We start from the raw sequence: 23,552 nt of genomic DNA on the forward strand, positions 1-23,552 counted from the left end.
TGGTCTAGATTGAACGGCGCGCAAAGCCAAAAACGACAGGCCAGAAGGCCTGGAACGACAGGGAGCACGCCATGGACGCGGCAGTCGATGCGGGCGTTGGCCAATTCGAACTCAACGAGGAACAGCGCGCCATCCAGGAGATGGCCCAGGCCTTCGCGGCGGATCGCGTCGCGCCCAACGCGCTCGACTGGGACAAGGCAAAGCACTTTCCCGCCGATGTGATCCGCGAGACGGGGCCGCTCGGCCTCGGCGGCATCTATGTTCGCGACGACGTCGGCGGCTCGGCGCTGGGACGGCTCGATGCCGTGCTGATCTTCGAGGCACTCGCCCACGCCGACCCGGCCTTCTCCTCCTTCATTTCGATCCACAACATGGCGGCCTCGATGATCGACCGCTTCGGCAGCGACGAGCAGCGCCAGCGCTTCCTGCCGAAGCTGACGTCGATGGAATGGCTGGCGAGCTATTGCCTGACCGAGCCCGGCTCGGGTTCGGATGCCGCCGCGCTGAAGACGCGGGCGGCGAAGAGTGGCGGCGACTATGTCTTGAACGGCGCCAAGCAGTTCATCTCCGGCGCCGGCGATAGCGACTTGTATGTCGTCATGGCGCGCACCGGCGGCGACGGCCCGAAAGGCATTTCGACCTTCGTCGTGCCCAAGGATGCACCGGGCCTGTCCTTCGGCGCCAACGAGCACAAGATGGGCTGGCACATGCAATCGACCCGCCAGGTCATCTTCGAGGACTGCAAGGTGCCGGTGGAAAATCTCCTTGCGACCGAAGGCGCCGGCTTCGGCATCGCCATGGCGGGGCTCGATGGCGGCCGGCTCAATATCGCGGCCTGTTCGCTCGGCGGCGCGCAGTCGGCGCTCGACAAGGCGCTTGCCTATACGGCTGAACGCAAGGCCTTCGGCTCCAAGATCAACCAGTTCCAGGCGCTGCAGTTCAGGCTGGCCGACATGGAGACGGAGCTGCAGGCGGCCCGCATCTTCCTCTACGCCGCTGCCTCGAAACTCGACCGCAATGCGCCCGACGCCGGTAAATGGTCGGCGATGGCCAAGCGCTTCGTCACCGATATCGGCTTCGACATCGCCAACCAGGCGCTGCAATTGCACGGCGGCTATGGCTATCTGCACGACTATGGCATCGAGAAGCTGGTGCGCGACCTGCGCGTCCACCAGATACTCGAAGGCACCAACGAGATCATGCGCGTCATCATCGCGCGCTCGCTGATTGGTAGGCAGTAGGCAGTAGGCAGTAGGCAGTAGGGAAAGATGACCGGCAAGATCAACTCGTACAAGGATTTGATCGTCTGGCAGCAAGCCATGGATTTGGCTGCCGCTACCTACTCGTTGACCAAGGCATGGCCAAAAGAGGAATTGTATGGGCTGACCAGCCAAATTCGCCGCTCAGCCACATCTATCGCCGCAAACATTGCGGAGGGTTACGGCCGAGATAACACCGGCTCTTATCAGCAGTTTCTCAGGATAGCCCAAGGCTCTCTAAAGGAGCTCGAGACGCACCTCCAGATCGCTGAACGCATCGGCCTGGCCACTCGTGATAAGATTCATCATATGCTGTCAGCCACAGAAGCCATCGGAAAAATGCTTCGCCAGCTTATTATCAAGCTCGCACCTGAATAGATCCCCTACTGCCTACTGCCTACTGCCTACTGCCTACTGCCTACTGCCTACTGCCTACTGCCTGCTGCCTACTCAAATCACGGAGCACTACCATGGCAACGATCGCCTTCATCGGCCTTGGCAACATGGGCAATCCCATGGCCGCCAACCTCGTCAAGGCGGGGCATGCCGTTAACGGATTCGACCTGATGCCGGAAAATCTCGCCGTCGCTAGGGACCACGGCGTAACGGTCATGGCCGATGCGGTTTCCGCAGTGAAAGACGCCGACGTGGTCATCACCATGCTGCCCGCTGGCAAGCATGTGCTGTCGGTCTACGAAAACATCACGCCCAGGGCAAAGAAGGGCACGCTGTTCATCGATTCCTCGACGATCGACGTCGAATCGGCGCGCAAGGCGCATGCGATTGCTGCGAAGCGTGGCCTGCCGTCGATCGACGCGCCCGTCTCCGGCGGCACCGGCGGCGCTGCGGCCGGCACGCTGACCTTCATGGCGGGCGGGTCGAACGAGGCCTTTGCCGCTGCCGAGCCGATCCTCAAGCCGATGGCCGGGCGCATCGTCCATTGCGGCGACGACGGCGCCGGCCAGGCCGCCAAGATCTGCAACAACATGATTCTCGGCATCTCGATGATCGGCGTCGCCGAAGCTTTCGTGCTGGCCGAAAAGCTCGGCCTGTCGCATCAGGCGCTGTTCGACGTCGCCTCCACCTCGTCGGGTCAGTGCTGGTCGCTCACCACCTATTGCCCGGTGCCCGGTCCTGTTCCGGCCTCGCCGGCCAACCGCGACTATAAGCCGGGCTTTGCCGCGGCCCTGATGCTGAAAGACCTGAAATTGTCGCAGGAAGCCGCGCAGAGCGCGGGCGCCGCGACCCCGCTCGGCGCCGAAGCCACCCAGCTTTATGCCTTGTTCAATGCGCAAGGACACGCAGGCGCCGATTTTTCCGGCATTATTAATTTCCTGCGCGGCAACTTGGCGTAAGCCACTGCTTTTCAAAGGTTATCTTGATCGACCGCCCGTACGAAGCCGGCAAATTTAGATTTGCTTAAGGTCTCGCTAACTCACCGGTAACGATGTGCCTTTAAAACGGACAGCGAGGCGGACATCGCGTCCGCCCGGCGCTCCGGATCAGGTCTCGCGTACCGGAGCCCGTAAGTTTCGCAAGTATTCTTGTAGCGAAATGCCATGTGTATCTGGCAAAGCCGCGTTCCCGTCGGAACGCGGTTTTTGCGTTTTGAGGACGTCGCAAACTTCGTCATTCCAGGGCGCAGCAGGAGCGAAGCTCCATCGCGGAGACCCTGGAATCCATGCCGTGACTTCGAAGCTCTGCAACGGCACAGAATTCTGCTCCCCTGCACCCCTCGGCGGAGGTCACGGCATGGATTCTATGGTCTGCGCGTGTCGCTTCGCTCCTTGCTCCGCCATAGAATGACGACTGGCTCCGTTTCGCCTCGTCAGCGCTTGCGCAAATCCGCGTCCGCGAGATCGAGCGCCTTGGCGATGCGATCGCAAGCCATGTCGATCGTCTCGCGCGTCCAGATCAGCGGCGGCGAGAGGATCATCGTGTCGCCGGTTGCCCGCAGCATCATGCCATGCGCGATCGCGTGGTCGCGAACGACGACCGCGGCACTTCCCGACGGCAAATAGCGTTCCTTGGTCGCCTTGTCCTTGACGATCTCGATCGCACCCATCAGGCCGATCGAACGCACCTCGCCGACCAGCCGGTGCCCTGCGATCCGCTCCTGCAGCGCCTGTGCGAAATAGGGCCCGGTGTCGTGCTTGACCCGCTCGACCAGTCCTTCCTTCTCGATGATCTCGAGGTTCTTGAGCGCCACCGCGCAGGCTACCGGATGACCGGAATAGGTATAGCCGTGGTAGAACTCGCCGCCCTTCTCGACCAGCGTCTTGGCCAAACGGTCGCCGACCAGCAGCGCCGACAGCGGCTGGTAGCCCGAGGTCAGCGCCTTGGCGGTGGTGATGGTGTCGGGCTCGATCCCGAAAGTCTGCGCCCCGAACCATTCGCCGGTGCGGCCATAGCCGGTGATGACCTCGTCGAGCATCAACAGCACATCGTATTTGCGGCAGATGCGCTCCACTTCCGGCCAGTAGCTCATCGGCGGGATCTTCACCCCGCCGGCGCCCATCACCGGCTCGCCGATGAAGGCGGCTACCTTGTCGGCGCCGGCTTCGAGGATCGCGTCCTCGACCGCCTTCGCCGCGCGGATGCCAAAATCATGGTCGCTTTCGCCGGGCAGCGCGAGCTCATAGGCATAAGGCATCATCACATGGACGATATTGGGCACCGCACCGCCGAGCTGCTTGTGCATCGGCTCCATGCCGCCGAGCGACGTGCCGGCGATCGTCGAGCCGTGATAAGCCATCTTGCGCGAGATGATGCGGTTCTTCTCGGGCTTGCCCTCGAGCGCCCAATAGTGGCGCACGAGCCGTAGCGCCGTGTCGTTGGCTTCCGACCCGGACGAGCCGTAGAAAACCTGGCTGACATGCTTGGGCGCCAGTTCCGCCAGCTTCTTGGACAAGAGCACCGGCGTCGGCGTCGAGCATTTGAAGAAGGAGTTGTAGTAAGGCAGCTCCTTCATCTGCGCGTACGCCGCCTCGGCCAGTTCGTCGCGGCCATAGCCGACATTGACGCACCAAAGGCCAGCCATGCCGTCGAGGATTTCGGTGCCGTCCGCATCGTAGATGAACGGCCCTCTGGCGCGGGTGATGATGCGGGAGCCCGCTTCGCGCAGTTCCTTGTGGTCGGTGAAGGGATGAAGGTGATGCGCGGCATCGATCTGCTGAAGCTGCTTCAGCGAATAGTTCTGATAGGTCATGGGTTTGATCTTTCCTCTTGAATCAATCCGGCAACGGCCGGGGTGGATTCGTCAGAGGAAGGCAGGCGGCGAATAGCCGATGCGGGCACACAGCCGCAAAAGCTCGGCGCGCAGGGTGCGCGGCGACGGCGTCACCGCGACCCCGAAGGCGCCAGATGTGCTGAAGCGGATCATGGCGGCAGCTTATGCCGCCTGAGGCCTGGAATTCAAGCCGTTCCGGTCAGCGCCCGCTGCAGGAACATGTAGCGCATCGCCGTCTGTGCCGCTTGGGGCCGGCGGTCGCCGCGCCCGCCATGGCCGCCCTCGGTCTCCTCGAAGAATATCGTCCCGCCGTGACCTGCCTCCTGCAGCCGCGCGGCCATCTTGCGCGCATGGCCGGGGTGGACGCGGTCGTCGGCGGTCGAGGTCATCAAGAGCACCGGAGGATAGGCAACATTCGCCGCGACGTGCTGGTAAGGCGAATAGGCGCTGAGCCAGGCCGCCTCCTCCGGCTTCGACGGGTCGCCATATTCGGCGATCCAGGAAGCACCGGGCGGCAATTCGGTATAGCGCAGCATGTCGAGCAGCGGCACGTCGATGATGACGGCGCCGAACAGGTCCGGCCGCTGCGTCAGCGAGACGCCGGTGAGCAGGCCGCCGTTGGAGCCGCCCTGGATACCGAGCTGCGCGGCCGTGGTGATGCCGCGCCGGACCACATCCTGCGCCACCGCGGCGAAATCGTCGAAGGCGTTCTGGCGCTTGTCCTTGAGCGCCGCCTGGTGCCAGGCCGGTCCGAACTCGCCGCCACCGCGGATGTTGGCTTGGACATAGGCGTTGCCCTTGTCCAGCCACAGCTTGCCGCGAATGCCGGCATAGCCCGGCAGCAGCGGCACTTCGAAGCCGCCATAGCCATAGAGCAGCGCCGGCACCGGCTCCTTCTGGTCGCGGCGCCGCACCACGAAATACGGGATCATCGTGCCGTCCCTCGATCGCGCCTCGAACTGCTCCGACACATAAGGCGAGGCATCGAAGCGAGCCGGCTGCGACTTCACCGTTTGCAGCGTCTCGCCATTGTCGTCCGACCAGACGATCGAGCTCGGTGTCAGGAAATCGGTGAAGGAGAAGGAGACGCTCGAGCCGAAATGCTCGACATGGCTGATGCCGACATTGCCGTTCTCGGGCAGCGCCACCGGCCTCAGCGCCCAGCCATCGGCGGTGCGGTCGCAGGCGATGACCTTGCCGCGCACATTGTCCATCAGGTTGATGAACAGCCGGTCCTGCGTCCTGGCCAGACCCGCAATGGAAACGCGGTGCTCGGGTTTGAGCAGCGTCTCGATCGGTTCGAACGCACCCGTTTCGATCCAGCGGTCGAAATCGACCGAGTAGAGCCCGTCAGGCAGGCAGCGCGTGCCGTCGGGCGCCGTCCAGGGGCTGCGCACGCCGAAGATGAGCTGGCCCTTGAAAATCGCCGTGTCGGTGGCGTCGTCGGGCAAAGGAATGCGCCTGTTCTCCCCCGAAACCAGCCGCAGAAAACTGTGCGAGGTAAAGAAATCGATGGTCTTGCCGAGCAGCACACGCCGCTTGTCGCCGTCATATTCGGCGCCGCCGCCGACCGCGAGGTCGTGCTTCTCGCCTTCGAAGATCGGCGTCGCCTCCTCCAGCTTCGTGCCGCGTCGCCAGAGCTTGATCACGCGCGGATAGCCGGACTGGGTCTTGTCTTCCTCCTCGAAAGCCGCCGAGACGATCACCGTGTCCTTGTCCAGCCAGGAGAAGCCCGACTTGGAGGCCGGCGCGCGAAACCCATCCTCGACGAAGGTTTTCGTCGCGATGTCGAATTCGCGCATCTCGTTGGCGTCGCCGCCGTCAGGCGACATGTAGAGCAGGCAGCGGTTGAAATCGGGATAGAGCCGGCTTGCGCCGCCGAACACCCACTTGACCCCTTCCTTCGCCGAGAGCTGATCGAAATCGATGATCGTCTCCCAATCCGGTCTGTCGGTCTTGTAGGAAGCGACAAGCGTGCGCCGCCACAGGCCGAGCGCGTTGGTCTTGTCCTGCCAAAAATTATAGACGTAGCCGGCCAGCGCCGCCCCGACCGGAATATTGTCCTCGGCCGTCATCAGGTCGAGCGCGGTTTCGAAGGTCGCCTGATAGGAAGGATCGCCCTGCAATTCGGCGACCGTCAGCGCATTTTGGCGACGAACCCAGTCCAGCGCTTCCTTGCCGTTGCGATCCTCCAGCCAGAGGAAGGGATCTTCAGTGCTATCGGCCGAAGCCGGCTGCTTTTGTGCGCTCGATTGGGTCATCTGGTCTCCAAAATTCGTCATGCTCGGTGCCACAAACATCGGCATGGCGCTACCGACATTCAATTCCAGACGGTAAAAAGGACGATCCGAAATCGCCGCGGCAGGCGAGCAAGTTATGCAGCGTCTCTATATCGCAACGGAGAAGTTCGATCCGTCCCACGGCACGGGATGGCAGGAATACGTCGAGTGGTCGGGCCTGGCCCAATTGACCGAAGTCGTCACGCTCGATGGGATGCTTTGCCCGTTCGCACTCCCGGAAACCAAGGAGAGCTACTGGCCGCACATCGTCACGGAAGACAATATGCTCAACTTCTTTGTCGATTTGGATTTCCTGCTCTCGGAGTTGGCCGATACGCGCGATCTCAACATCCTTGGCGTGATCCGAAGGCCTTCGGTCGATGTGCGCTCGCTTGCGTGGGACGGGTTTGTGTTCCTGGGCTACGATCTGATGGACAAGGATGTCGGCAATAGCACGTTGAGCAATTGCGGCGGCTTTCCCGAAGCATTCGTGAATTCAGAGCTCTCAAGCGTCGGATTGATTCCGAATTTTGAACGTGCCATCGAAATCCAGCAGACGCTGCGCCGGACATATTATCCGCCCGAACATCACGCCGATTGCGATCTCTGGGCCATTTTCAGGCGGCAGGAAGGTTGGGCACCGGCGCCTAGACGATCCGCCTGCGAATGACCGACGCAGCCGCCAACGCCGCGCAGATCGCACCGAGCGTGACCGGCAGGCCCGCGGCGCCGATGACATCCATCACGCCGCCGGTCAGCGGCGGCACAATGATGCCGCCGAGACCCCACATCAGCGAGAAGGCGGCATTGCCTGCGACGAGCGACGAGCCGGTGAAGCGTTCGCCGAGTTCGATGATCGACATCGTGTAGATGCCGTAGGAAACGGCGCCCCATCCAAAGACGCAGACCCAGATCAGCGGCGTCTCGATCAGCGCCGGCAACAGCACGCAACCGAGGATCGTCACTGCCACGCAGCCAAAGCGGACCAGGCGCGCCGTCAGCTTTTCGGCGAGCAGGCCGAGCGGCACCTGCATGGCGATGTTGCCCGCGATCATCACCGAAAGCAGCGCCGACATACGCGCTTCGGGAATGCCGTGATGCGTTCCATAGACCGGCAGCAGCGCCAGGATCGCCTGCTCGAAACCGGCGGCGACGACGACCGCCGACAGAAGCAGCCAGGCCAACGGCATGAAGCCCAGCACCGAAACCTTGTTCTCGGCCTCGTCGACCTTTGGCAGCCGGCGCACCACGACCGCCAGGCAGGCGCCACAGAACAGGAAGGCGAAGATGCCGACAAGGAAAGGCGGCCAGCCTTCGGTGCCGACGCCGAGCAGGCAGAGCGGCCCGGCCGCGAAGCCCGCCGAAATGATGGTGGAATAGATGCCCATGACGCGACCGCGTCGCGCCGGCGGCGCGAGCGCAATTACCCAGATTTCGCTCAAGACATAAAGCGGGTTGGTCACCACGCCGATCAGGAAACGCAGCGGAAACCACAGATAGACATCTTGCGTCCAGCCGATCAGCGCCAGCACCAGTGCCGAGAGCGCGGCGCAGGTGAGCGCGGTGCGCCCTGCCCCGAACCGGCGCGCCAATTCCGGGATCAGCGGCGAGGACAGGATGAAGCCGACCGGCGTCATCGCCGCCGACAGCCCGATCATTGCCGGCGAAACGCCCTGGCGCTGCAGGATGAAGCTGAGCAGCGGATAGGAAAGCCCCTGCGCGATGGCGAACACCGACACGGTCGCGATCACTCCGGTGATCGCGGCCCACTGCACCGTCTCGCCGCTCTCGGAACCCGCCAGAGCCATCATTCCTGCTCCAATCGCTCGCTCCGAGGCTTTAGCCTTTACGGCCGGTTGCCATAAGGCCCACCACGGATGAAAGCGGATGTTCCAGCCAATCCTTGTCAGGAGCGCCTCGAAAACGCGCAGTGTTTCCGCTCGGGTCGCGCCCTGGCAGGCCGTCTCGTACGGACCTCTATCGGCTGCGGAAGCCGGACGGATGCCTCGCCGGCGGCAATTCGGCAGGCCAGCAGGCTCCCCTTCCGGCATGTCGCTTCCCTCGTCCTAGTGGTCGCCGCCTCCTCACCGGCTGCATCGCCGCCGGTCCATTATGCCGCCACTTTCGCATCCTTGAGGCTTGTCATGACCGCTGCCCTCCATCCCGCCGAACCGGCATTGGCAACAGATCGCGCCCGCCGTGGCGGCCGTGCCGGAAAGCGTGCCGGCGGCTCTGCTGCCTTCGAACAGCCGGCCTTCCGGCAGCTGAAGAATCCGCTGACGCCGACCAAGCTCGTGTCCGACGACGAACTGGAATCGATCCACCTCGCCTCGCTGCGCGTGCTGAGGGAGATCGGCGTCGACGTTCTGCACGACGAAGCCCGCCGCATCATGAAGGCGCATGGCGCGGACGTGCGCGAAGGCAGCGAGCGCGTGCGCTTCGACAGCGACATGATCCTCGAGCTTGTCTCGCACTGCCCGTCGGAATTCACGCTGCATGCCCGCAACCCGGCGCACAATCTGCGTTTTGGCGGCAACAACGTCATCCTGTCGATGATGGCCTCGGCGCCGAACTGCTCCGACCTCGACCGCGGCCGCCGGCCCGGCAACCAGGTCGACTACCGCAACTTCCTGCGCCTGGCGCAAATGCACAACATCCTGAACTGCACCGGCGGCTATCCCGTGGAGCCGATCGACATCCATCCCTCGGTCCGGCACCTGGAATGCATCCGCGACCTTGCCACGCTGACCGACAAGATCTTCCACATCTACTCGCTCGGCAAGGAGCGCAACGTCGACGGTATCGAGATCACCCGCATCGCGCGCGGCATCACCCGTGAACAGCTGATGCAGGAACCGTCGGTCTTCACCATCATCAATACCAATTCGCCGCTCAAGCTCGACGTGCCGATGATGGAAGGCATCATCCAGATGTCGAGCATGGGCCAGGTCGTCATCGTCACGCCGTTCACGCTCTCCGGCGCCATGGCGCCCGTCACCGTCGCCGGCGCGCTGGTGCAGCAGAACGCCGAGGCGCTTTCCGGCATCGCCTTCGCGCAGATGGTGAGGAAGGGCGCGCCGGTCGGCTATGGCGGTTTCACCTCCAATGTCGACATGAAGTCCGGCGCGCCGGCCTTCGGTACGCCCGAATATATGAAGGCGCAGCTCGTCGGCGGTCAGCTCGCGCGCCGCTACAACATCCCCTACCGCACCTCCAACACCTGCGCCGCCAACACGGTCGACGCCCAGGCGGCCTATGAAAGCGTGTTTTCGCTATGGGGAGCCATCCAGGGCGGCGGCAATCTGATGATGCACGGCGCCGGCTGGCTGGAAGGCGGCCTGCGCTGCTCCTACGAGAAGACCATCCTCGACATCGACCTTTTGCAGATGGTGGCCGAGTTCCTCACCCCGCTCGATCTCTCCGAGGACGCGCTGGGCTTCGACGCCATCCAATCGGTTGGTCCGGGCGGCCATTTCTTCGGCACCCCGCACACGCAAGCGCGCTACAAGACCGCCTTCTACTCGCCGATCGTCTCCGACTGGCGCAATTTCGAGACCTGGGCCGAGGCGGGCTCGCCGACGGCGCTCGAGCGCACCAACAAGGTCTGGAAGGAGCGCCTTGCTTCCTACGAGGAGCCGTACATGGATCCGGCCATCCGCGAGGAACTCAACGACTTCGTCGACAAGCGTCGCGCCGAAGGCGGCGCGCCGACCGACTTCTGATCTGCAAATGGCCAGGCTGGATGCCGGACCAATTGTCCTTCATTTCTGATTCCACATTGTACAAGACGGACCTATCTTCATGAAATCCCACGTAAAAGCGGTTGTCATCGGCGGCGGTGTCGTCGGCTGCTCGGTGCTCTACCATCTCGCCAAGGCCGGCTGGACCGACATCATGCTGATCGAGCGCTCGGAGCTGACCTCCGGCTCGTCCTGGCATGCGGCGGGCGGCTTCCATACGCTGAACGGCGATCCCAACGTCGCCAAGCTGCAGGCCTATACGGTCCAGCTCTACAAGGAGATCGAGGAACTCTCCGGCCAGTCCTGCTCGCTGCATCTCACCGGCGGCGTGATGATGGCCGATACGCCGGAGCGCATGGACTTCCTGCGCCTTGCCCACGCCAAGGGCCGTTATCTCGGCATGGATACCGAGCTGATCACGCCTTCGGAGGCCAAGGCGATGTTCCCGCTGATGGACGAGAAGAACTTCGTCGGTGCCATGTGGGATCCCGTCGAAGGCCATCTCGATCCTTCCGGCACCACCATCGCCTATTCCAAGGCCGCCAAGAAACTCGGCGCCGAGATCGTGCTGCGCAACCGCGTCGTCGACCTGACGCAGCAGCCGGACGGCACCTGGAACGTCGTCACCGAGCAGGGCACGGTCCACGCCGAGCATGTCGTCAACTGCGGCGGCTTGTGGGCGCGCGAGATCGGCCGCATGGTCGGCGTCGAACTCCCGGTGCTGGCGATGGAGCATATGTATCTCCTCACCGAGCCGATGCCGGAGGTCGAGGAATTCAACAAGTCGACCGGTCGCGAGATGATCGGCGTGCTCGACTTCAAGGGCGAGATCTACACCCGCCAGGAGCGCAACGGCATCCTGCTCGGCACCTACGAAAAGGCCTGCAAGCCGTGGTCGCCGGTCAACACGCCCTGGGATTTCGGCCATGAACTCTTGCCGCCCGACATCGACCGCATCGCGCCATCACTGGAAATCGGCTTCAAGCACTTCCCCGGCATCGAGAAGGCCGGCATCAAGCAGATCATCAACGGCCCCTTCACCTTCGCGCTGGACGGCAACCCGCTGGTCGGCCCGGTCCAGGGCCTGACCAATTTCTGGTGCGCCTGCGCCGTCATGGCCGGCTTCAGCCAGGGCGGCGGCGTCGGCCTCGCGCTTTCCAACTGGATGGTGCACGGCGATCCGGGCTTCGACATCTGGGGCATGGACGTCGCTCGCTTCGGCGAATGGGCGACGCTCCGCTACACCAACGCCAAGGTGCGCGAGAACTATTCGCGGCGCTTCTCGATCCGATTCCCCAACGAGGAACTGCCCGCCGCCCGTCCGGCGCAGACGACGCCGCTCTACGACACGATGCTTGCCAACAACGCCGTCATGGGCGACTCGTGGGGCCTCGAGACCCCGCTCTGGTTCGCGCCGAAGGGCACCGAGCCCAAGGACATCGTCTCCTTCCACCGTTCGAACGATTTCGGCCCGATCGGCGAGGAAGTGCGCGCCACGCGCGAGCGGGTCGGCGTCACCGAGATCGCCAACTTCGCCAAATACGAAGTGTCGGGACCGGGCGCGGAGGATTTCCTCAACCGGCTGATGACCAACCGCATGCCGAAGGTCGGCCGCATCGTGCTGACGCCGATGGTCAACGAGTTCGGCAAACTGATTGGCGACTTCACCATCGCCAAGACTGGCGAGGACCGCTTCATGATCTGGGGTTCCTCCGCCGCGCAGAAGTACCACATGCGCTGGTTCGAGAGGCACCTGCCGAAGGACGGTTCGGTGCGCATCCACCGCTTCGACCAGACGCTGGTCGGCCTGTCGATCGCCGGGCCGAAGTCGCGCGACCTCTTGCAGAAGCTGGTCGACGTCGACGTCTCGACCAAGGCCTTCCGCTTCATGGATTTCCGCGAGATGGCGGTCGGCGGCGCGCCCTGCATGGTCAACCGCATCACCTATACCGGCGACCTCGGCTACGAGATTTGGATGGCGCCCGCCTATCAGCGCCTCGTCTATCACGCGATCAAGGAAGCCGGCGCGGAGTTCGGTCTCGTCGATTTCGGCATGCGCGCGCTTTTGTCGATGCGCCTGGAAAAGAACTTCCCGACCTGGTTCCGCGAATTGCGCCCGATCTACGGACCCTTCGAGGGCTCGATGGACCGCTTCATCAAGTTGGCGAAGAACGACTTCATCGGCCGCGAGGCGTCAGCCAAGGAGCAGGCGCAAGGGCCGAAGCTGCGCCGCGTTTCCTTCATCGTCGATGCGGCAGACGCCGATGTGATGGGCGACGAGCCGATCTGGGCCAAGGTCGGCAAGGACTACGGCACGGTGGAGAAGCCGCATGGCTATGGAGCGCCGCGCTTCGATGCATCGGGCAAGGAAGTGCGCGGCTCCAAGGCCGCGGAAGGCGCTTCAGCCGTGCGCGGCATCGTCGAGGGCGAATGGCGTGTCGTCGGCTGGGTGACGTCCGGCGGCTACGCGCATTACGTCCGCAAATCGATGGCGCAGGGCTATGTGCCGGCGGCACTTGCCGAGGACGAGAGCGCCGGCCTGTTCGAGATCGAGATCCTCGGCCACCGCCGCCCGGCCCGCATCAATCTCGAGCCGCCCTTCGACCCGAGCGGCGAGAAGATGCGGACCTGACGCGCCGGGACTTGTTGGATTGCGCCGGTTGGCATGGCATGGTCGAGCCGACCACCGGCGCATCAGCATGAGAAGACGATCCCCTTGCGGCAGCTAGAGAAATGGACCGATTGGCTCTGCGATGAACGGGTCGGTCCCGTCAGCGCGGCCGTCGCGTTCGCCCTCATCTATTGTCTAACCCAGATCGTCGTGATGACGCTTGCTTCCCACTTCGTTGGGACAGGCGTCGGCGTCGACGATTCAGAGCAATTGATGGAGATGCGGTTTCTTGCGGCCGGCTACGGCAGCTCGCAGCCGCCGCTCTTCACCTGGCTCGCCATACTCGCGGCCGCGTTGGTCGGGACCAGCGTGCTTGCCCTCAAGATTGTGAAATACGGCCTGCTGGCGGCGGGGTTGGTCGCTTATTTCGCTGCCATTCGCCGCCTCGGCTATTCGAGCCGTGCCGCCGCAGCCGGCATGTTCGGGCTGTTGCTGTTCCCGCAGATCTTCTGGGAAATGCAGCACGCCCTCACCCATTCGACCGCCATATTCTGCTTCACCTCGGTGCTGCTGCTTGCGCTGGTCGAGGTGCAGAAGCGTCGATCGGCCGTGTCCTATGCGCTGTTTGGATTGGCGACAGCGGCCGCGATGCTGTCGAAATACAACATCGTCATCTTCCTCACGGCGTTGTTCCTGGCGGCTTTCTCGCTGCGCGAGACGCGTGCGGCAATCCTCGACCGGCGTTTCCTGATCAGCGTGGCGGTGGCGATCCTGGCCTGCCTGCCGACAGCCTATTGGAGCCTCACGCACCCGCAAGACTTCCTGTCGCACAGCGGAGGGTTCGGTGTCGCCGGCGGCGGCAGCGCGGCAAGGACAGCGGCTCTCGGCATCTTCGGTTTGGCCAAGGCGATCCTCAATTTTGCCGCCTTGCCCGTCGCCGTCTTTGCCGTTGCTTTCGTCCTGGCACGCAGGAGCCCGGCACCGCCGCCTCAGCCCGGTCCATGGCCTGAGAGGCTGCTGTGGCGCGCAATTGCCTTTGGCCTTTTGGTCACTCTGGTGCTGGTGCTGGCCGGCGGCGTGACGCAGTTTCGCGACCGCTGGATGCTTCCCATCTTTGTCCTGCTGCCCGCGGTCCTCGCAATGCGCCTCGACGCCATGGGGGAAAGAGGCAGAAAGGCGCAAGGCACCATCGTCTTTGCCGGCGCTGTCGTGGCGATCCTTGTGCTGCCGGTAAGCTGGCATATGCACCTGAACGGCGGCGACAATCGCGGCCGCATCGTGCGAATGGACTATCGCGCGCTCTATGACCAGCTAACCGCCGACGGGCCGGTGACCACGGTGGTTTCGAGTTGGTTCTGGATCGGCAATCTGCGCCTGGTCAATCCTGGCCTTATCGTGCTCGATGACGAGATACCCGACTTCGCGCAGTCGATCCGCGAGCCGGCGGTGCTTGTCCTGATGGGCGACAAAGAACCTCCGTCGGTCGTTTTCGACAGGATCGCGAAGGCCGGCTATGCGATGGACACGATCCATCGAAGCGTCGAGGTGCCGCAGCTCTTGGGAGACATGCCGCGTCAGGTGACGATCACCAGACTGCACAGGATTACGGCGCAATAGAGCGCCGGGGGAACAGCATGGACAACCAACGCTTCGGCCGCCATCGCAAGATCATGCCTTTCGAACCCGGCTCCGTCGAAGCATTGCGCGCGGCCTCCCGCGAGAAGGCGGCCGCGCTCAACCAGCATGTGCTGGGCTACGGCGCGATAGCCGAAGCCGAGTGGGCGGCGGCCGGCGTCGCCGCGCCGGACCTTCCGGCAATGCGAAAATACAGGCTGGAGCGCATTCGCGCCGAATTGAAGCGCCGCGACTATGCCGGCGCCCTGCTCTACGATCCCGTCAACATCCGCTACGCGACCGACTCGACCAACATGCAGCTCTGGGTCGCGCACAACCCGACCCGGCACTGTTTTGTCGCGACCGAGGGCCCGGTGGTGCTGTTCGACTATTTCTCCTGCGAGCATCTGTCGGACCATGCCGGTGTCGCCGACGAGGTACGGCCCGCGATCTCGTGGATGTATCTCTATAGCGGCGAGTTGACCGAACTCAAGGTCGACCGCTGGGGAGCCGGCATCGCCGATTTGGTGGCGGAGCATGGCGGCGGCAACCGCCGCATAGCCGTCGACCACATCAATCCGGAAGGCGTGGTAGAACTCGGCCGCCGCGGCATTTCCGTCGGCAACGGCGAGGCGGTCATGGAAAATGCGCGCTTCATCAAATCGCCGGACGAGATCCTCGCCATGCGCCGTGCCATCGTCGCTTGCGAGGCGGCGATGCGCGAGATGGAAGCAGCGCTGAAGCCTGGCATTTCCGAGAACGAATTGTGGGCGCAACTGCATCGCGGCAACATCGCGCGCGGCGGCGAATGGATCGAAACGCGGCTGCTGTCGTCAGGGCCGCGCACCAATCCCTGGTTCCAGGAATGCTCCTCGCGCTTGATCGAGGACGGCGATCTCGTCGCCTTCGACACCGACCTCGTCGGTCCATACGGCTTCTGTGCCGACCTCTCGCGCACCTGGCTTTGCGGCGACAAGAAACCATCGAACGAGCAGCGCGACCTGTTTCGCATCGCCGCCGACCAGATCGCCCGCAACACGGATTTGATGCGGCCTGGCATTTCCTTCCGCGATCTCGTCGAATGCTCGGCGGTGCCGCCTGGCGATTGTTATCCGACACGCTACGGCGTGCTCTATCATGGGGTTGGCCTGGCGGACGAATATCCGACGCTGCCGCATGCCGGCGACTGGACCGCCGACACCCCGGACGGGTTGCTCGAACCTGGCATGGTGCTTTGCGTCGAGAGCTATATCGGCAGGCTTGGCGGGCACGAAGGCGTCAAGATCGAGGAGCAGATCCTGATCACCGATACCGGCAACGAGAAGCTTTCAGCCTACCCGCTGGACGAGCGGCTGCTCTGAAGCGCTGCGTTCGACCACCGCGACGGCCTCGCGCATCGCGGCAACGATCGGGATCGGGGTGGTCCTGGCGGTGATATAGGGCAAGCCCTTCCGCCGTGCGGTCCAGCCAACCACCTTGACGGCCTGTGCCGCCGGCTCGAAACGTTGCGCCAGCGCCCAGCTTTCGCAGTCGATTGCCGCGATACCCGCCTTGCCCTCGGCGACCGCGACGATCGACGACCGGTGGCCGCCGCTTTCGCTGCGCGAGGCGAAGATGTCGAGGCTTTCGCCCATCGCCTCCAGGTCGCGCCGCAGCCCGATCAGCCCGGACATCGAATCCGGATTGTTGAAGATGAAGCGCTTGCCGCGAATAAGATCGATCGGGATGACGGCCTTGCCGTCCCTCGGCGAGGCTACCGGCGGCCGACCATCCGCGGGCATCACCAGCGCGCTGGAATAGAGTTCTCCCCGCCCGCCCTCGAACGCATCGTAGTTAGGCTGGGCAATCACCTGCACATGCTCGGCAAGGCCGAGTTCCATCGGCCCCCAGCAGGTTTGCCCGAACAGCAGCGCCGGGCTCAGCCAGAGCTGATGAAAATCGAACTCGTCCGGTGGCAGTGTCGCCGGGTCGGCCGCGACCAGCCTTCCGGCGCCATCGAGGATGCCGCCGAGAACCGCCGGCAGTTCGCGATTGCTGCGCACGACTGCGTCCGGCGCGTCGATACCCCTTTGCCGGAAGGCGTCGCGGAGCCGCGCCCATTGTGCGTCGACCTCGCCGCGCGCCTCGGGCCAGTCATACATCGGCAACGCGGCAACGAATTCACTCATACCGGGTTTGACCCCTGCTTTCGAAAACTGACTAAATCCTGGCGCCAGGCGCCGACCGCGACACGCCGCGGTGACAGTCCAAGTTTATTCCTTTGGCGGTTCCGCCGGAACCGGGGCCGTGCCAAGTCCACTGACGTTGCGTGCCCTGACGCGCGGCTTGAAAGCGCGGCCGGGCTCCGGCGCGCGCCGCAGCACCGGATGGACGATGGGCTCCTTGGCCTTGAAGGCGTGGGCCCTCAGCATCGCAAAATAATTTGGATAGGCATAGCCGTTGTTCATCCGCAGCCACTCGTCGCGGCGCTCGCGGAACAGCTTCGGCAGCCTGTACCAGGCGATCGTCGGGCTCTTGTGATGAACGAAATGCAAATTATTGTTGAGGAACAGGAAGGAGAGCGGCGAGCGCTCGACGATCACCGTGCGGCCTTCCGGGTGCTCCGACCATTGATGCTCGGCATAGGTACGGATCGAGATCAGCGACTGGCCGAGCCACACCGGAACCAGAATATAGAGCCAGAGCGGAATGCCGAAGCCGAACGTGACGACCGGCACCACCGCGGCCAGGCCGATGGCGTGCAGCAGCCACGCCCTGCGGATCGTCTTGTCACCGGCGACGATGTGCTTGGCGTCGTCGATGAAGAAGCCGACCGATGACAGCCACGGGCCGAGGAAGAAGCGGCCGACCATGGTGTTGTTGATCTTGAGCAGGAACTTCATCGCCGGCGGCAGGTCTTCATGCATCCAGAGCGCCTGGTAATAGCTTTCCGGATCGTCGAGCGGGTCCGTCAGACGCTCGTCGGCATGATGACGCAGGTGGATGGTCTTGAAGCGGCGGAACGGCCACACCATGCCGATCGGCAGGAAGACGAAGGCTTCGTTGATCCTGACGTTGCGGGTCGGGTGACCATGCAGCGCCTCATGCATCAGCGAGGATTGCAGCGCCAAAATGAAGGGCAGGACGGCGAGGGCCAGAAGCGGATAGGATGGCCAAACAAGGAAGCCGGTGGCAAGCCAGGCGCCGTAGCAGAAGAGGGTGAGGAAGACAGTCGGCCACTCGACCGCCGGTGCGCTGCTACGTCTCTTGTTCATGCTCGCCATGCTATCGACCACTGCCTTCCAGTCGCCGGAACCACTTTGATTCCTGACAACATTGTGTCAGGAGCCTGCCGTTACATCAACGCGACAAAGCGCACAAACTGTTGCGAATGCGCATTTTTAAAGGCAGATGTTATATATTGTAAACAGAATTTGGGATTCATTTACGCTTAGGGCGCGACAAGGCGGGCCTCGGCGCAAATTTTTCCTCCCGCAAGCAGGAGCTGCCCGATGGACAAGCGCGATCTGTCGACGATCTTCCGGGAGCGGCTGAAATTGCTCTTGACAAGGTCCGATCTGAACCAGTCGGCCTTCGCGACGGCCGTCGGCATCGACCGCTCGGCGCTGTCGCAACTGCTTTCCGGCGCCTCGACCCGTCTGCCGCGGGCCGAAACGCTGCTCAACATCGCCGCCGAGTTCAAGGTGTCGCTCGACTGGCTGCTTGGCTTGAGTCACGACGAAGGCGTCACCGGCGAAATCCGCGAAAGCCTCGAGATCGAGGAAGCGCCGGACGGCTTCGACCGCACGCTGCTCGCCAAATGGCATGCCGAGGCGGCCGGCACCAAGATCCGTTATGTGCCCGCCGGCATTCCCGACCTGCTGCGCACCGAGGCGCTGGTCGATTACGAGGCTGGCATCGCCAACAAGAGCCGCGAGGCGCAAGCCGGCGAAACGCAATACCGCATCGACTACACCAGGCGGCCGGAGACCGACATGGAGGTCTGCATGCCGCGCCACACGCTGGAGATTTTTGCTCGCGGCCTGGGTGTCTGGGACCGTTTCCCGGAGGTCGAACGGCGCAAGCAATTGCTGCACATGGCGGCGCTGCTCGACGACCTTTATCCGACCTTCCGCCTGTTCCTCTATGATGGCCGCATGCGCTATTCGATCCCCTACACGATCTTCGGCCCCTATCGCGCCGCGATTTACGTCGGCGACATGTATATCGTGCTGAGCGCCACCCAGCCGATCCGGACGCTGACCAGCCATTTCGACAATCTGATCCGCGCCGCCGACATCAACGCGCATGAGACGGCAAGCTTCACCCAGAAGCTGGCCGGAATGTCTTTCCCGTCAGGCTCTGTCTGATCGCCGGCATTGATATCATCCTGACGGTCGGCCTGCCCGCCGCTCATTGAGATCACGCCGGCTGCATAGGGCCTTGCCGGCCGCAAGCTCGTTGACTGGACATAAAGACTTCTTTATATCGTTATTTGAGTTCGGAACACGAAGGCCAAAGCCATGACCGCCACCAACCCGATTGACGCACTGCTTGCCGAAAAGGGCGTGCTTCTGGCCGACGGCGCCACCGGCACCAATCTGTTCGCGATGGGCTTGCCGGCCGGCGAAGCGCCCGAGATGCTCAACGAGTCGGCGCCCGAGACCATTGCCAGCCTGCATCAGAATTTCGTCGACGCCGGCGCCGACATCATCCTGACCAACTCCTTCGGCGGCACCCGCCACCGGCTCAAGCTGCATCATGCGCAGGACCGTGTTCACGAGCTCAACAAGCGCGCCGCCGAGATTGCCCGTTCCGTCGCCGACAAGGCCGGCCGCAAGGTGATCGTCGCCGGCTCCGTCGGCCCGACCGGCGAACTGCTGGTGCCGCTCGGTGCCATGACCTATGACGATGCGGTCGACGCCTTCGCCGAGCAGATCGAAGGTCTCAAGGCCGGCGGCGCCGAAGTCGCCTGGATCGAGACGATGTCGGCGCCCGACGAGATCCGCGCCGCGGCGCAAGCGGCGATCCGCGTCGGCCTGCCCTACACCTATACGGGTTCCTTCGACACGGCCGGCCGCACCATGATGGGTCTGCTGCCGAAGGACATCCACGCCGTCGCCGACGGCCTGTCGCAGGCTCCCCTCGGTGTCGGCGCCAATTGCGGCGTCGGCGCTGCCGACATCCTTGCTTCGCTGCTCGACATGACCGCGGCGAAGCCGGAGGCGACCGTGATCGTCAAGGGCAATTGCGGCATTCCGGAATTCCGCGGCAGCGAGATCCATTATTCCGGCACGCCGGAACTGATGTCCGATTATGTACGGTTGGCGGTCGATGCCGGCGCCAAGATTGTCGGCGGCTGCTGCGGCACCTCGTTCGCCCATCTCGCCGCCATGCGCAAGGCGCTGGACGCGCACACCAAGTCGACCCGCCCGACCGTCGAGACGATCATCGAGCGCATCGGCCCGATGCGCAACAAGGTGGCGACGGCAAACACCGCCGAAACCAGCGAAGCGCGTCGCGAGCGCCGGCGCAGCCGCGCCTGATACGGTTTCTACTTGCTGTTTTCGGCGTAGCGCGACAGCGCCGTAGTGAAGTCGACGACGACGCCGTCCTGGCTCTCGGCGCCCATCGTCATCAACGCGCCCGATGCTTGCGGGTCGGTGATCTGTTCCAGCATCGCACGAAAACGGTCGTTGTTGAGCGCCGAAAGCGCCGTGGTGCGGGCCGCGTCGACATCATTCCTGATGCGCGTGGATTCCGCTAAAGGAGCGGAAGCTTCCCGCACCGGCGCATTGGCCGCCGTCGAGTTCGCATTCCCGATTGTCGTGATATGCACTGCCGATCCCTCAAACCTCTCTATCATTGACTAACAGAGGCTCGTTGCGATGATATTCCGGAAAAGCCGCGCAATTTAACGATCATAGAAAGGCCGGCAGGATTTGTCCCGCCGGCCTTCGTTCAAGTCGCAATGCCCTATTTGTTGCCGGCCAGCGATGAGGCCAATCGCACCAGCGACAGGAACTCCGCCCTGTAGCCGAACGGATCGGCGCCGCGCGCCGCATTGGCGATTTCCGCGATCCGGTCGTAGCCGAAATTCGCCGTCTGGTCCTCGTCGCGAAGCTTCTGCCCGAAGGCGGCGACCGCGACCGAGAAACGCTGGTCAGCGCCGGCCGCGTCGAAGGACGATACCTCGTTGGCCGCCGTCACCGGCGTCGTGATCAGCTTCGAGACGTCCTCGTTCGGCAGTTTGTAGCGGATCTTGACGAAGGCATACTCGTCGGCATTGGCGACGCCGCCATTGTCGACCTTGGCCTGGCCGTAACGCAGCGGGTCGACCCGCTCGCCGCCGCTGCCCTTCGGCGTGATCTCATAGACCGCCGTCACTGAATGGCCGGAGCCGATGTCGCCGGCATCGACGCGGTCGTTGTTGAAGTCCTCGCGGTTCAGAGCGCGCGTTTCATAACCGACCAGCCGGTACTCCGACACCTTGGCCGGGTTGAACTCGACCTGGATCTTGACGTCCTTGGCGATGGTGAACAGCGTCGAGGAGGCATCCTCGACCAGCGCCTTCTCGGCTTCGGCGAGTGTGTCGATATAGGCCGCCGTGCCGTTGCCATTCTGGGCGATGGTCTGCATCATTTGGTCGTTGAGATTGCCTTGGCCAAAGCCGAAAACCGACAGGAACACGCCGGTCTTGCGCTCCTTTTCGATCAGCCGCTTGAGATCGTCGTCATCGGTCTGGCCGACGTTGAAATCGCCGTCGGTGGCGAGCATCACGCGGTTGACGCCATCCTTGACGAAGGATTGCTGGGCGAGCTTGTAGGCTTCGCGGATACCTTCCTCGCCGGCAGTCGAGCCGCCGGGCGACAGATTGTCGATGGCGGCAAGGATCTTCTGCTTTTCCGCAGCCTTTGTCGGCATCAGCACCGTGCCGGCATTGCCCGCATAGGTGACGATCGAGACGGTGTCGTCGGGCTTCAGCTTGCTGACCAGCAAGCGGAAGGCGGATTTCACCAGCGGCAGCTTGTCCGGCTCGTCCATCGACCCCGAAACATCGATCAGGAACACCAGATTGGCCTTCGGCTGCTCGGCCGGCTTCACATCGAAGCCTTTGATCGCGACATGCATGAGCTTGGTGTGCTCGTTCCACGGCGTCGGCATGACGGTGACGGTCGAGTTGAACGGCGTTGAAGCCGATTCCGGACCCTTCCAGTCATAGGGGAAGTAGTTGATCATCTCCTCGACCCGGACCGTGTCCGGGTCAGGCAGAGCGCCCTCCTTGAGCGAATGCCGCACGAAGGAATAGGACGCCGTGTCAACGTCGATCGAGAAGGTCGAAACCGGGTCCTGCGCAGCCTCGTGCACCGGATTGGTCTTGAAGGTCTCGATGCGGTCGCGGTTTTCCTCCTGTGGCTGCATCTGGTCGGCCTGCATGGGCGCAGGCTGCGCCATCAACTTGGAATCGGCGACAGCGGGAGGAGGCGCTGGGATGGCGGCAGCCGCCCCTGCCGGCGCCTGATCGGCCCGCTCGACTTCATCGACGCTAGGCGGCGTCGTAGACATGATCGTTCTGTTGGACGAGCCGTCCTTGCCCCCGGCAGCCAACTGGCCGCTCTGCGCCGGCGCGGGTTGCAAAGCAGGCATCGCCTCGGGCGCCGCCTCCTGCTTGAGCAGGCTGTCGACCTCGGTCGCCGGCTTGGGCGGCGTCGCCGGCGCGACCTGCGCGTTGGCTCTGGCCCGGGTCTCGGCGTCCGCGTTGGCCTTCTTCTCGTTGGCGGGCGCCGCCAGCGGCTCGTTGATCTCGGGTTGTTCTGGCGCAGGCTTCCGCGCCACCGGCTTGTCGGCTACCGTCTCGGTGACCTTGCCGTTGCCGCCGACAACCGGCGGCTGCTCCTTCAACATCTGAAAAGTCGCATATCCGGCGATCGGCAGCGCGACCAGCGCGGTGATGGCCGGCGTGGCAATGAGTTTCCGTTGCATGATTTCTCTCCAGAGCTTTCTTGCTCGCTCCGTGAGACGAAGGCCTGCAGACGTTCCTTGGGGGACAGCCGAAATTCTTTCGTCGAGGTCAAAGACCTGCATCGCGGCGGCGAGCGCGCGAGCCTTCGCCTCGCGGTCCGGCGCCGGTACGGCGATGTCGCGCAGCCTTTCGAGTTCGTTGTCGTCGACCATGGTCACACTTCCCCGACTGAACGCATGAGTACCTTCAGCCGTTTCTTCGCTTCATGGATGTGCCAGGAAACCGTCGTCTCCGAGATCGCCATCACCTCCGCGGCCGCGGCGTGGTTAAGGCCTTCGCCATAGACCAGCAGCACCGCATCGCGCTGTTTGTCGGGCAGCATCCGCACTGCCGCCCACAATGCGTCGGCCGGATCCTGGGCCTCTGCCGCCCCTTCCCCGGAAATCAGTGCGTAGGCGCCATAGGCTTCGGTCTTGGCGGTGTCGCGGGCGCGCTTGCGCATCAGGTCGCGCGCTGCATTCAGCGTCATGGCGTAGAGCCATGTCGTGAAAGCGCCGCTGCCCTGATAGTCGCGGATCGCCCGGCCCAGCCGGACGCAAACGTCCTGGGCGATGTCTTCGGCGTCGGCTTTCCTGCCGCACCAGCGGTAGGCGGCGCGATAGACGAAGCCATAGTGCCTTTCGAGCAATTTGCCGAAAGCCCCCCTGTCTCCGTCCCTCGCCCGCCCGATCAGTTCGGCATCGGAGGCTTCGCTGTCGTCCAGCATCATCGCCGTCATTTGCCTGTTGGACGAAGGCTAATGGCTAATCCTTGGGGCGATGGAAAGATTTTTTTGCGGCTGCACCTTTTCCTTCTCCCCGTTCTACGGGGAGAAGGTG

The 23,552-nt window shown here is 63.6% G+C and carries 19 protein-coding genes; 10 read left to right on the forward strand and 9 right to left on the reverse strand.

What is annotated here, in order from left to right:
* Positions 1-71: 71 nt before the first annotated feature.
* From F3H96_RS16485 to mmsB, 3 genes are all read left to right on the forward strand, one after another.
* On the forward strand, positions 72-1,241 hold the full coding sequence (locus F3H96_RS16485) for an isobutyryl-CoA dehydrogenase (RefSeq protein ID WP_149802775.1): 1,170 nt from the start codon (positions 72-74) through the stop codon (positions 1,239-1,241).
* A gap of 27 nt (positions 1,242-1,268) precedes the next feature.
* Positions 1,269-1,637 (forward strand): four helix bundle protein, encoded by a 369-nt coding sequence (locus tag F3H96_RS16490; RefSeq protein WP_149802776.1) that lies wholly within the window; start codon positions 1,269-1,271, stop codon positions 1,635-1,637.
* 92 nt (positions 1,638-1,729) lie between these two features.
* Positions 1,730-2,614, forward strand: coding sequence for a 3-hydroxyisobutyrate dehydrogenase (mmsB, locus tag F3H96_RS16495; RefSeq protein WP_149802777.1), 885 nt, complete (start codon positions 1,730-1,732; stop codon positions 2,612-2,614).
* Positions 2,615-3,087: 473 nt separating this feature from the next.
* Here mmsB and F3H96_RS16500 read toward each other — a convergent pair whose 3' ends face one another.
* From F3H96_RS16500 to F3H96_RS16510, 3 genes are read right to left on the reverse strand one after another with little or no spacing between them, the layout of a single operon-like run.
* Positions 3,088-4,467: an aspartate aminotransferase family protein gene (locus tag F3H96_RS16500; RefSeq protein ID WP_149802778.1), complete on the reverse strand. Its 1,380-nt coding sequence runs from the start codon at positions 4,465-4,467 to the stop codon at positions 3,088-3,090.
* A gap of 51 nt (positions 4,468-4,518) precedes the next feature.
* Positions 4,519-4,641 (reverse strand): hypothetical protein, encoded by a 123-nt coding sequence (locus tag F3H96_RS16505; protein ID WP_041003987.1) that lies wholly within the window; start codon positions 4,639-4,641, stop codon positions 4,519-4,521.
* A 32-nt stretch (positions 4,642-4,673) separates the two neighbouring features.
* Positions 4,674-6,749, reverse strand: a complete 2,076-nt coding sequence (locus F3H96_RS16510) for a prolyl oligopeptidase family protein (protein ID WP_149802779.1) — start codon at positions 6,747-6,749, stop codon at positions 4,674-4,676.
* A 115-nt stretch (positions 6,750-6,864) separates the two neighbouring features.
* Between F3H96_RS16510 and F3H96_RS16515 the strand changes: the two genes are divergently transcribed.
* Positions 6,865-7,437 (forward strand): hypothetical protein, encoded by a 573-nt coding sequence (locus F3H96_RS16515; RefSeq protein WP_149802780.1) that lies wholly within the window; start codon positions 6,865-6,867, stop codon positions 7,435-7,437.
* Here the strand turns inward: F3H96_RS16515 and F3H96_RS16520 are convergent.
* Positions 7,415-8,575: an MFS transporter gene (locus F3H96_RS16520; RefSeq protein ID WP_149802861.1), complete on the reverse strand. Its 1,161-nt coding sequence runs from the start codon at positions 8,573-8,575 to the stop codon at positions 7,415-7,417. The two genes, F3H96_RS16515 and F3H96_RS16520, sit on opposite strands and share 23 nt — an antisense overlap.
* Positions 8,576-8,911: 336 nt before the next feature.
* Between F3H96_RS16520 and F3H96_RS16525 the strand changes: the two genes are divergently transcribed.
* From F3H96_RS16525 to F3H96_RS16540, 4 genes are all read left to right on the forward strand, one after another.
* Entirely contained in the window at positions 8,912-10,489 is a 1,578-nt protein-coding gene (locus F3H96_RS16525; RefSeq protein WP_149802781.1) for a trimethylamine methyltransferase family protein, read from the forward strand.
* A gap of 79 nt (positions 10,490-10,568) precedes the next feature.
* A complete protein-coding gene (locus tag F3H96_RS16530) occupies positions 10,569-13,139 on the forward strand; it encodes an FAD-dependent oxidoreductase (protein WP_149802782.1) in 2,571 nt (856 codons plus the stop codon).
* A 192-nt stretch (positions 13,140-13,331) separates the two neighbouring features.
* A complete protein-coding gene (locus F3H96_RS16535; protein ID WP_188131427.1) occupies positions 13,332-14,735 on the forward strand; it encodes a glycosyltransferase family 39 protein in 1,404 nt (467 codons plus the stop codon).
* A gap of 17 nt (positions 14,736-14,752) precedes the next feature.
* On the forward strand, positions 14,753-16,093 hold the full coding sequence (locus F3H96_RS16540) for a Xaa-Pro peptidase family protein (RefSeq protein ID WP_149802784.1): 1,341 nt from the start codon (positions 14,753-14,755) through the stop codon (positions 16,091-16,093).
* Here F3H96_RS16540 and F3H96_RS16545 read toward each other — a convergent pair.
* Both F3H96_RS16545 and F3H96_RS16550 read right to left on the reverse strand, forming a co-directional pair.
* Positions 16,061-16,900 carry a PhnD/SsuA/transferrin family substrate-binding protein gene (locus F3H96_RS16545; protein WP_149802785.1) on the reverse strand — a complete coding sequence of 280 codons (840 nt, stop codon included), beginning with the start codon at positions 16,898-16,900 and terminating at the stop codon, positions 16,061-16,063. The genes F3H96_RS16540 and F3H96_RS16545 overlap by 33 nt on opposite strands.
* A gap of 84 nt (positions 16,901-16,984) precedes the next feature.
* Positions 16,985-17,995: a fatty acid desaturase gene (locus tag F3H96_RS16550; protein WP_149802786.1), complete on the reverse strand. Its 1,011-nt coding sequence runs from the start codon at positions 17,993-17,995 to the stop codon at positions 16,985-16,987.
* A 228-nt stretch (positions 17,996-18,223) separates the two neighbouring features.
* Between F3H96_RS16550 and F3H96_RS16555 the strand changes: the two genes are divergently transcribed.
* Together F3H96_RS16555 and bmt are read left to right on the forward strand one after the other, a co-directional pair.
* Entirely contained in the window at positions 18,224-19,081 is an 858-nt protein-coding gene (locus F3H96_RS16555; protein WP_149802787.1) for a helix-turn-helix transcriptional regulator, read from the forward strand.
* A gap of 153 nt (positions 19,082-19,234) precedes the next feature.
* Complete coding sequence (gene bmt, locus F3H96_RS16560) at positions 19,235-20,257, forward strand: betaine--homocysteine S-methyltransferase (protein ID WP_149802788.1); 1,023 nt, start codon at positions 19,235-19,237, stop codon at positions 20,255-20,257.
* An 8-nt stretch (positions 20,258-20,265) separates the two neighbouring features.
* Here bmt and F3H96_RS16565 read toward each other — a convergent pair whose 3' ends face one another.
* From F3H96_RS16565 to F3H96_RS16575, 3 genes are all read right to left on the reverse strand, one after another.
* Positions 20,266-20,550: a hypothetical protein gene (locus F3H96_RS16565; RefSeq protein WP_244620042.1), complete on the reverse strand. Its 285-nt coding sequence runs from the start codon at positions 20,548-20,550 to the stop codon at positions 20,266-20,268.
* 137 nt (positions 20,551-20,687) lie between these two features.
* Positions 20,688-22,886, reverse strand: a complete 2,199-nt coding sequence (locus F3H96_RS16570; RefSeq protein WP_149802789.1) for a VWA domain-containing protein — start codon at positions 22,884-22,886, stop codon at positions 20,688-20,690.
* A gap of 2 nt (positions 22,887-22,888) precedes the next feature.
* A complete protein-coding gene (locus tag F3H96_RS16575) occupies positions 22,889-23,452 on the reverse strand; it encodes an RNA polymerase sigma factor (RefSeq protein WP_149802790.1) in 564 nt (187 codons plus the stop codon).
* Positions 23,453-23,552: the final 100 nt, after the last annotated feature.

Source organism: Mesorhizobium sp. NFR06 (assembly GCF_900115245.1).
Lineage (GTDB): Bacteria > Pseudomonadota > Alphaproteobacteria > Rhizobiales > Rhizobiaceae > Mesorhizobium.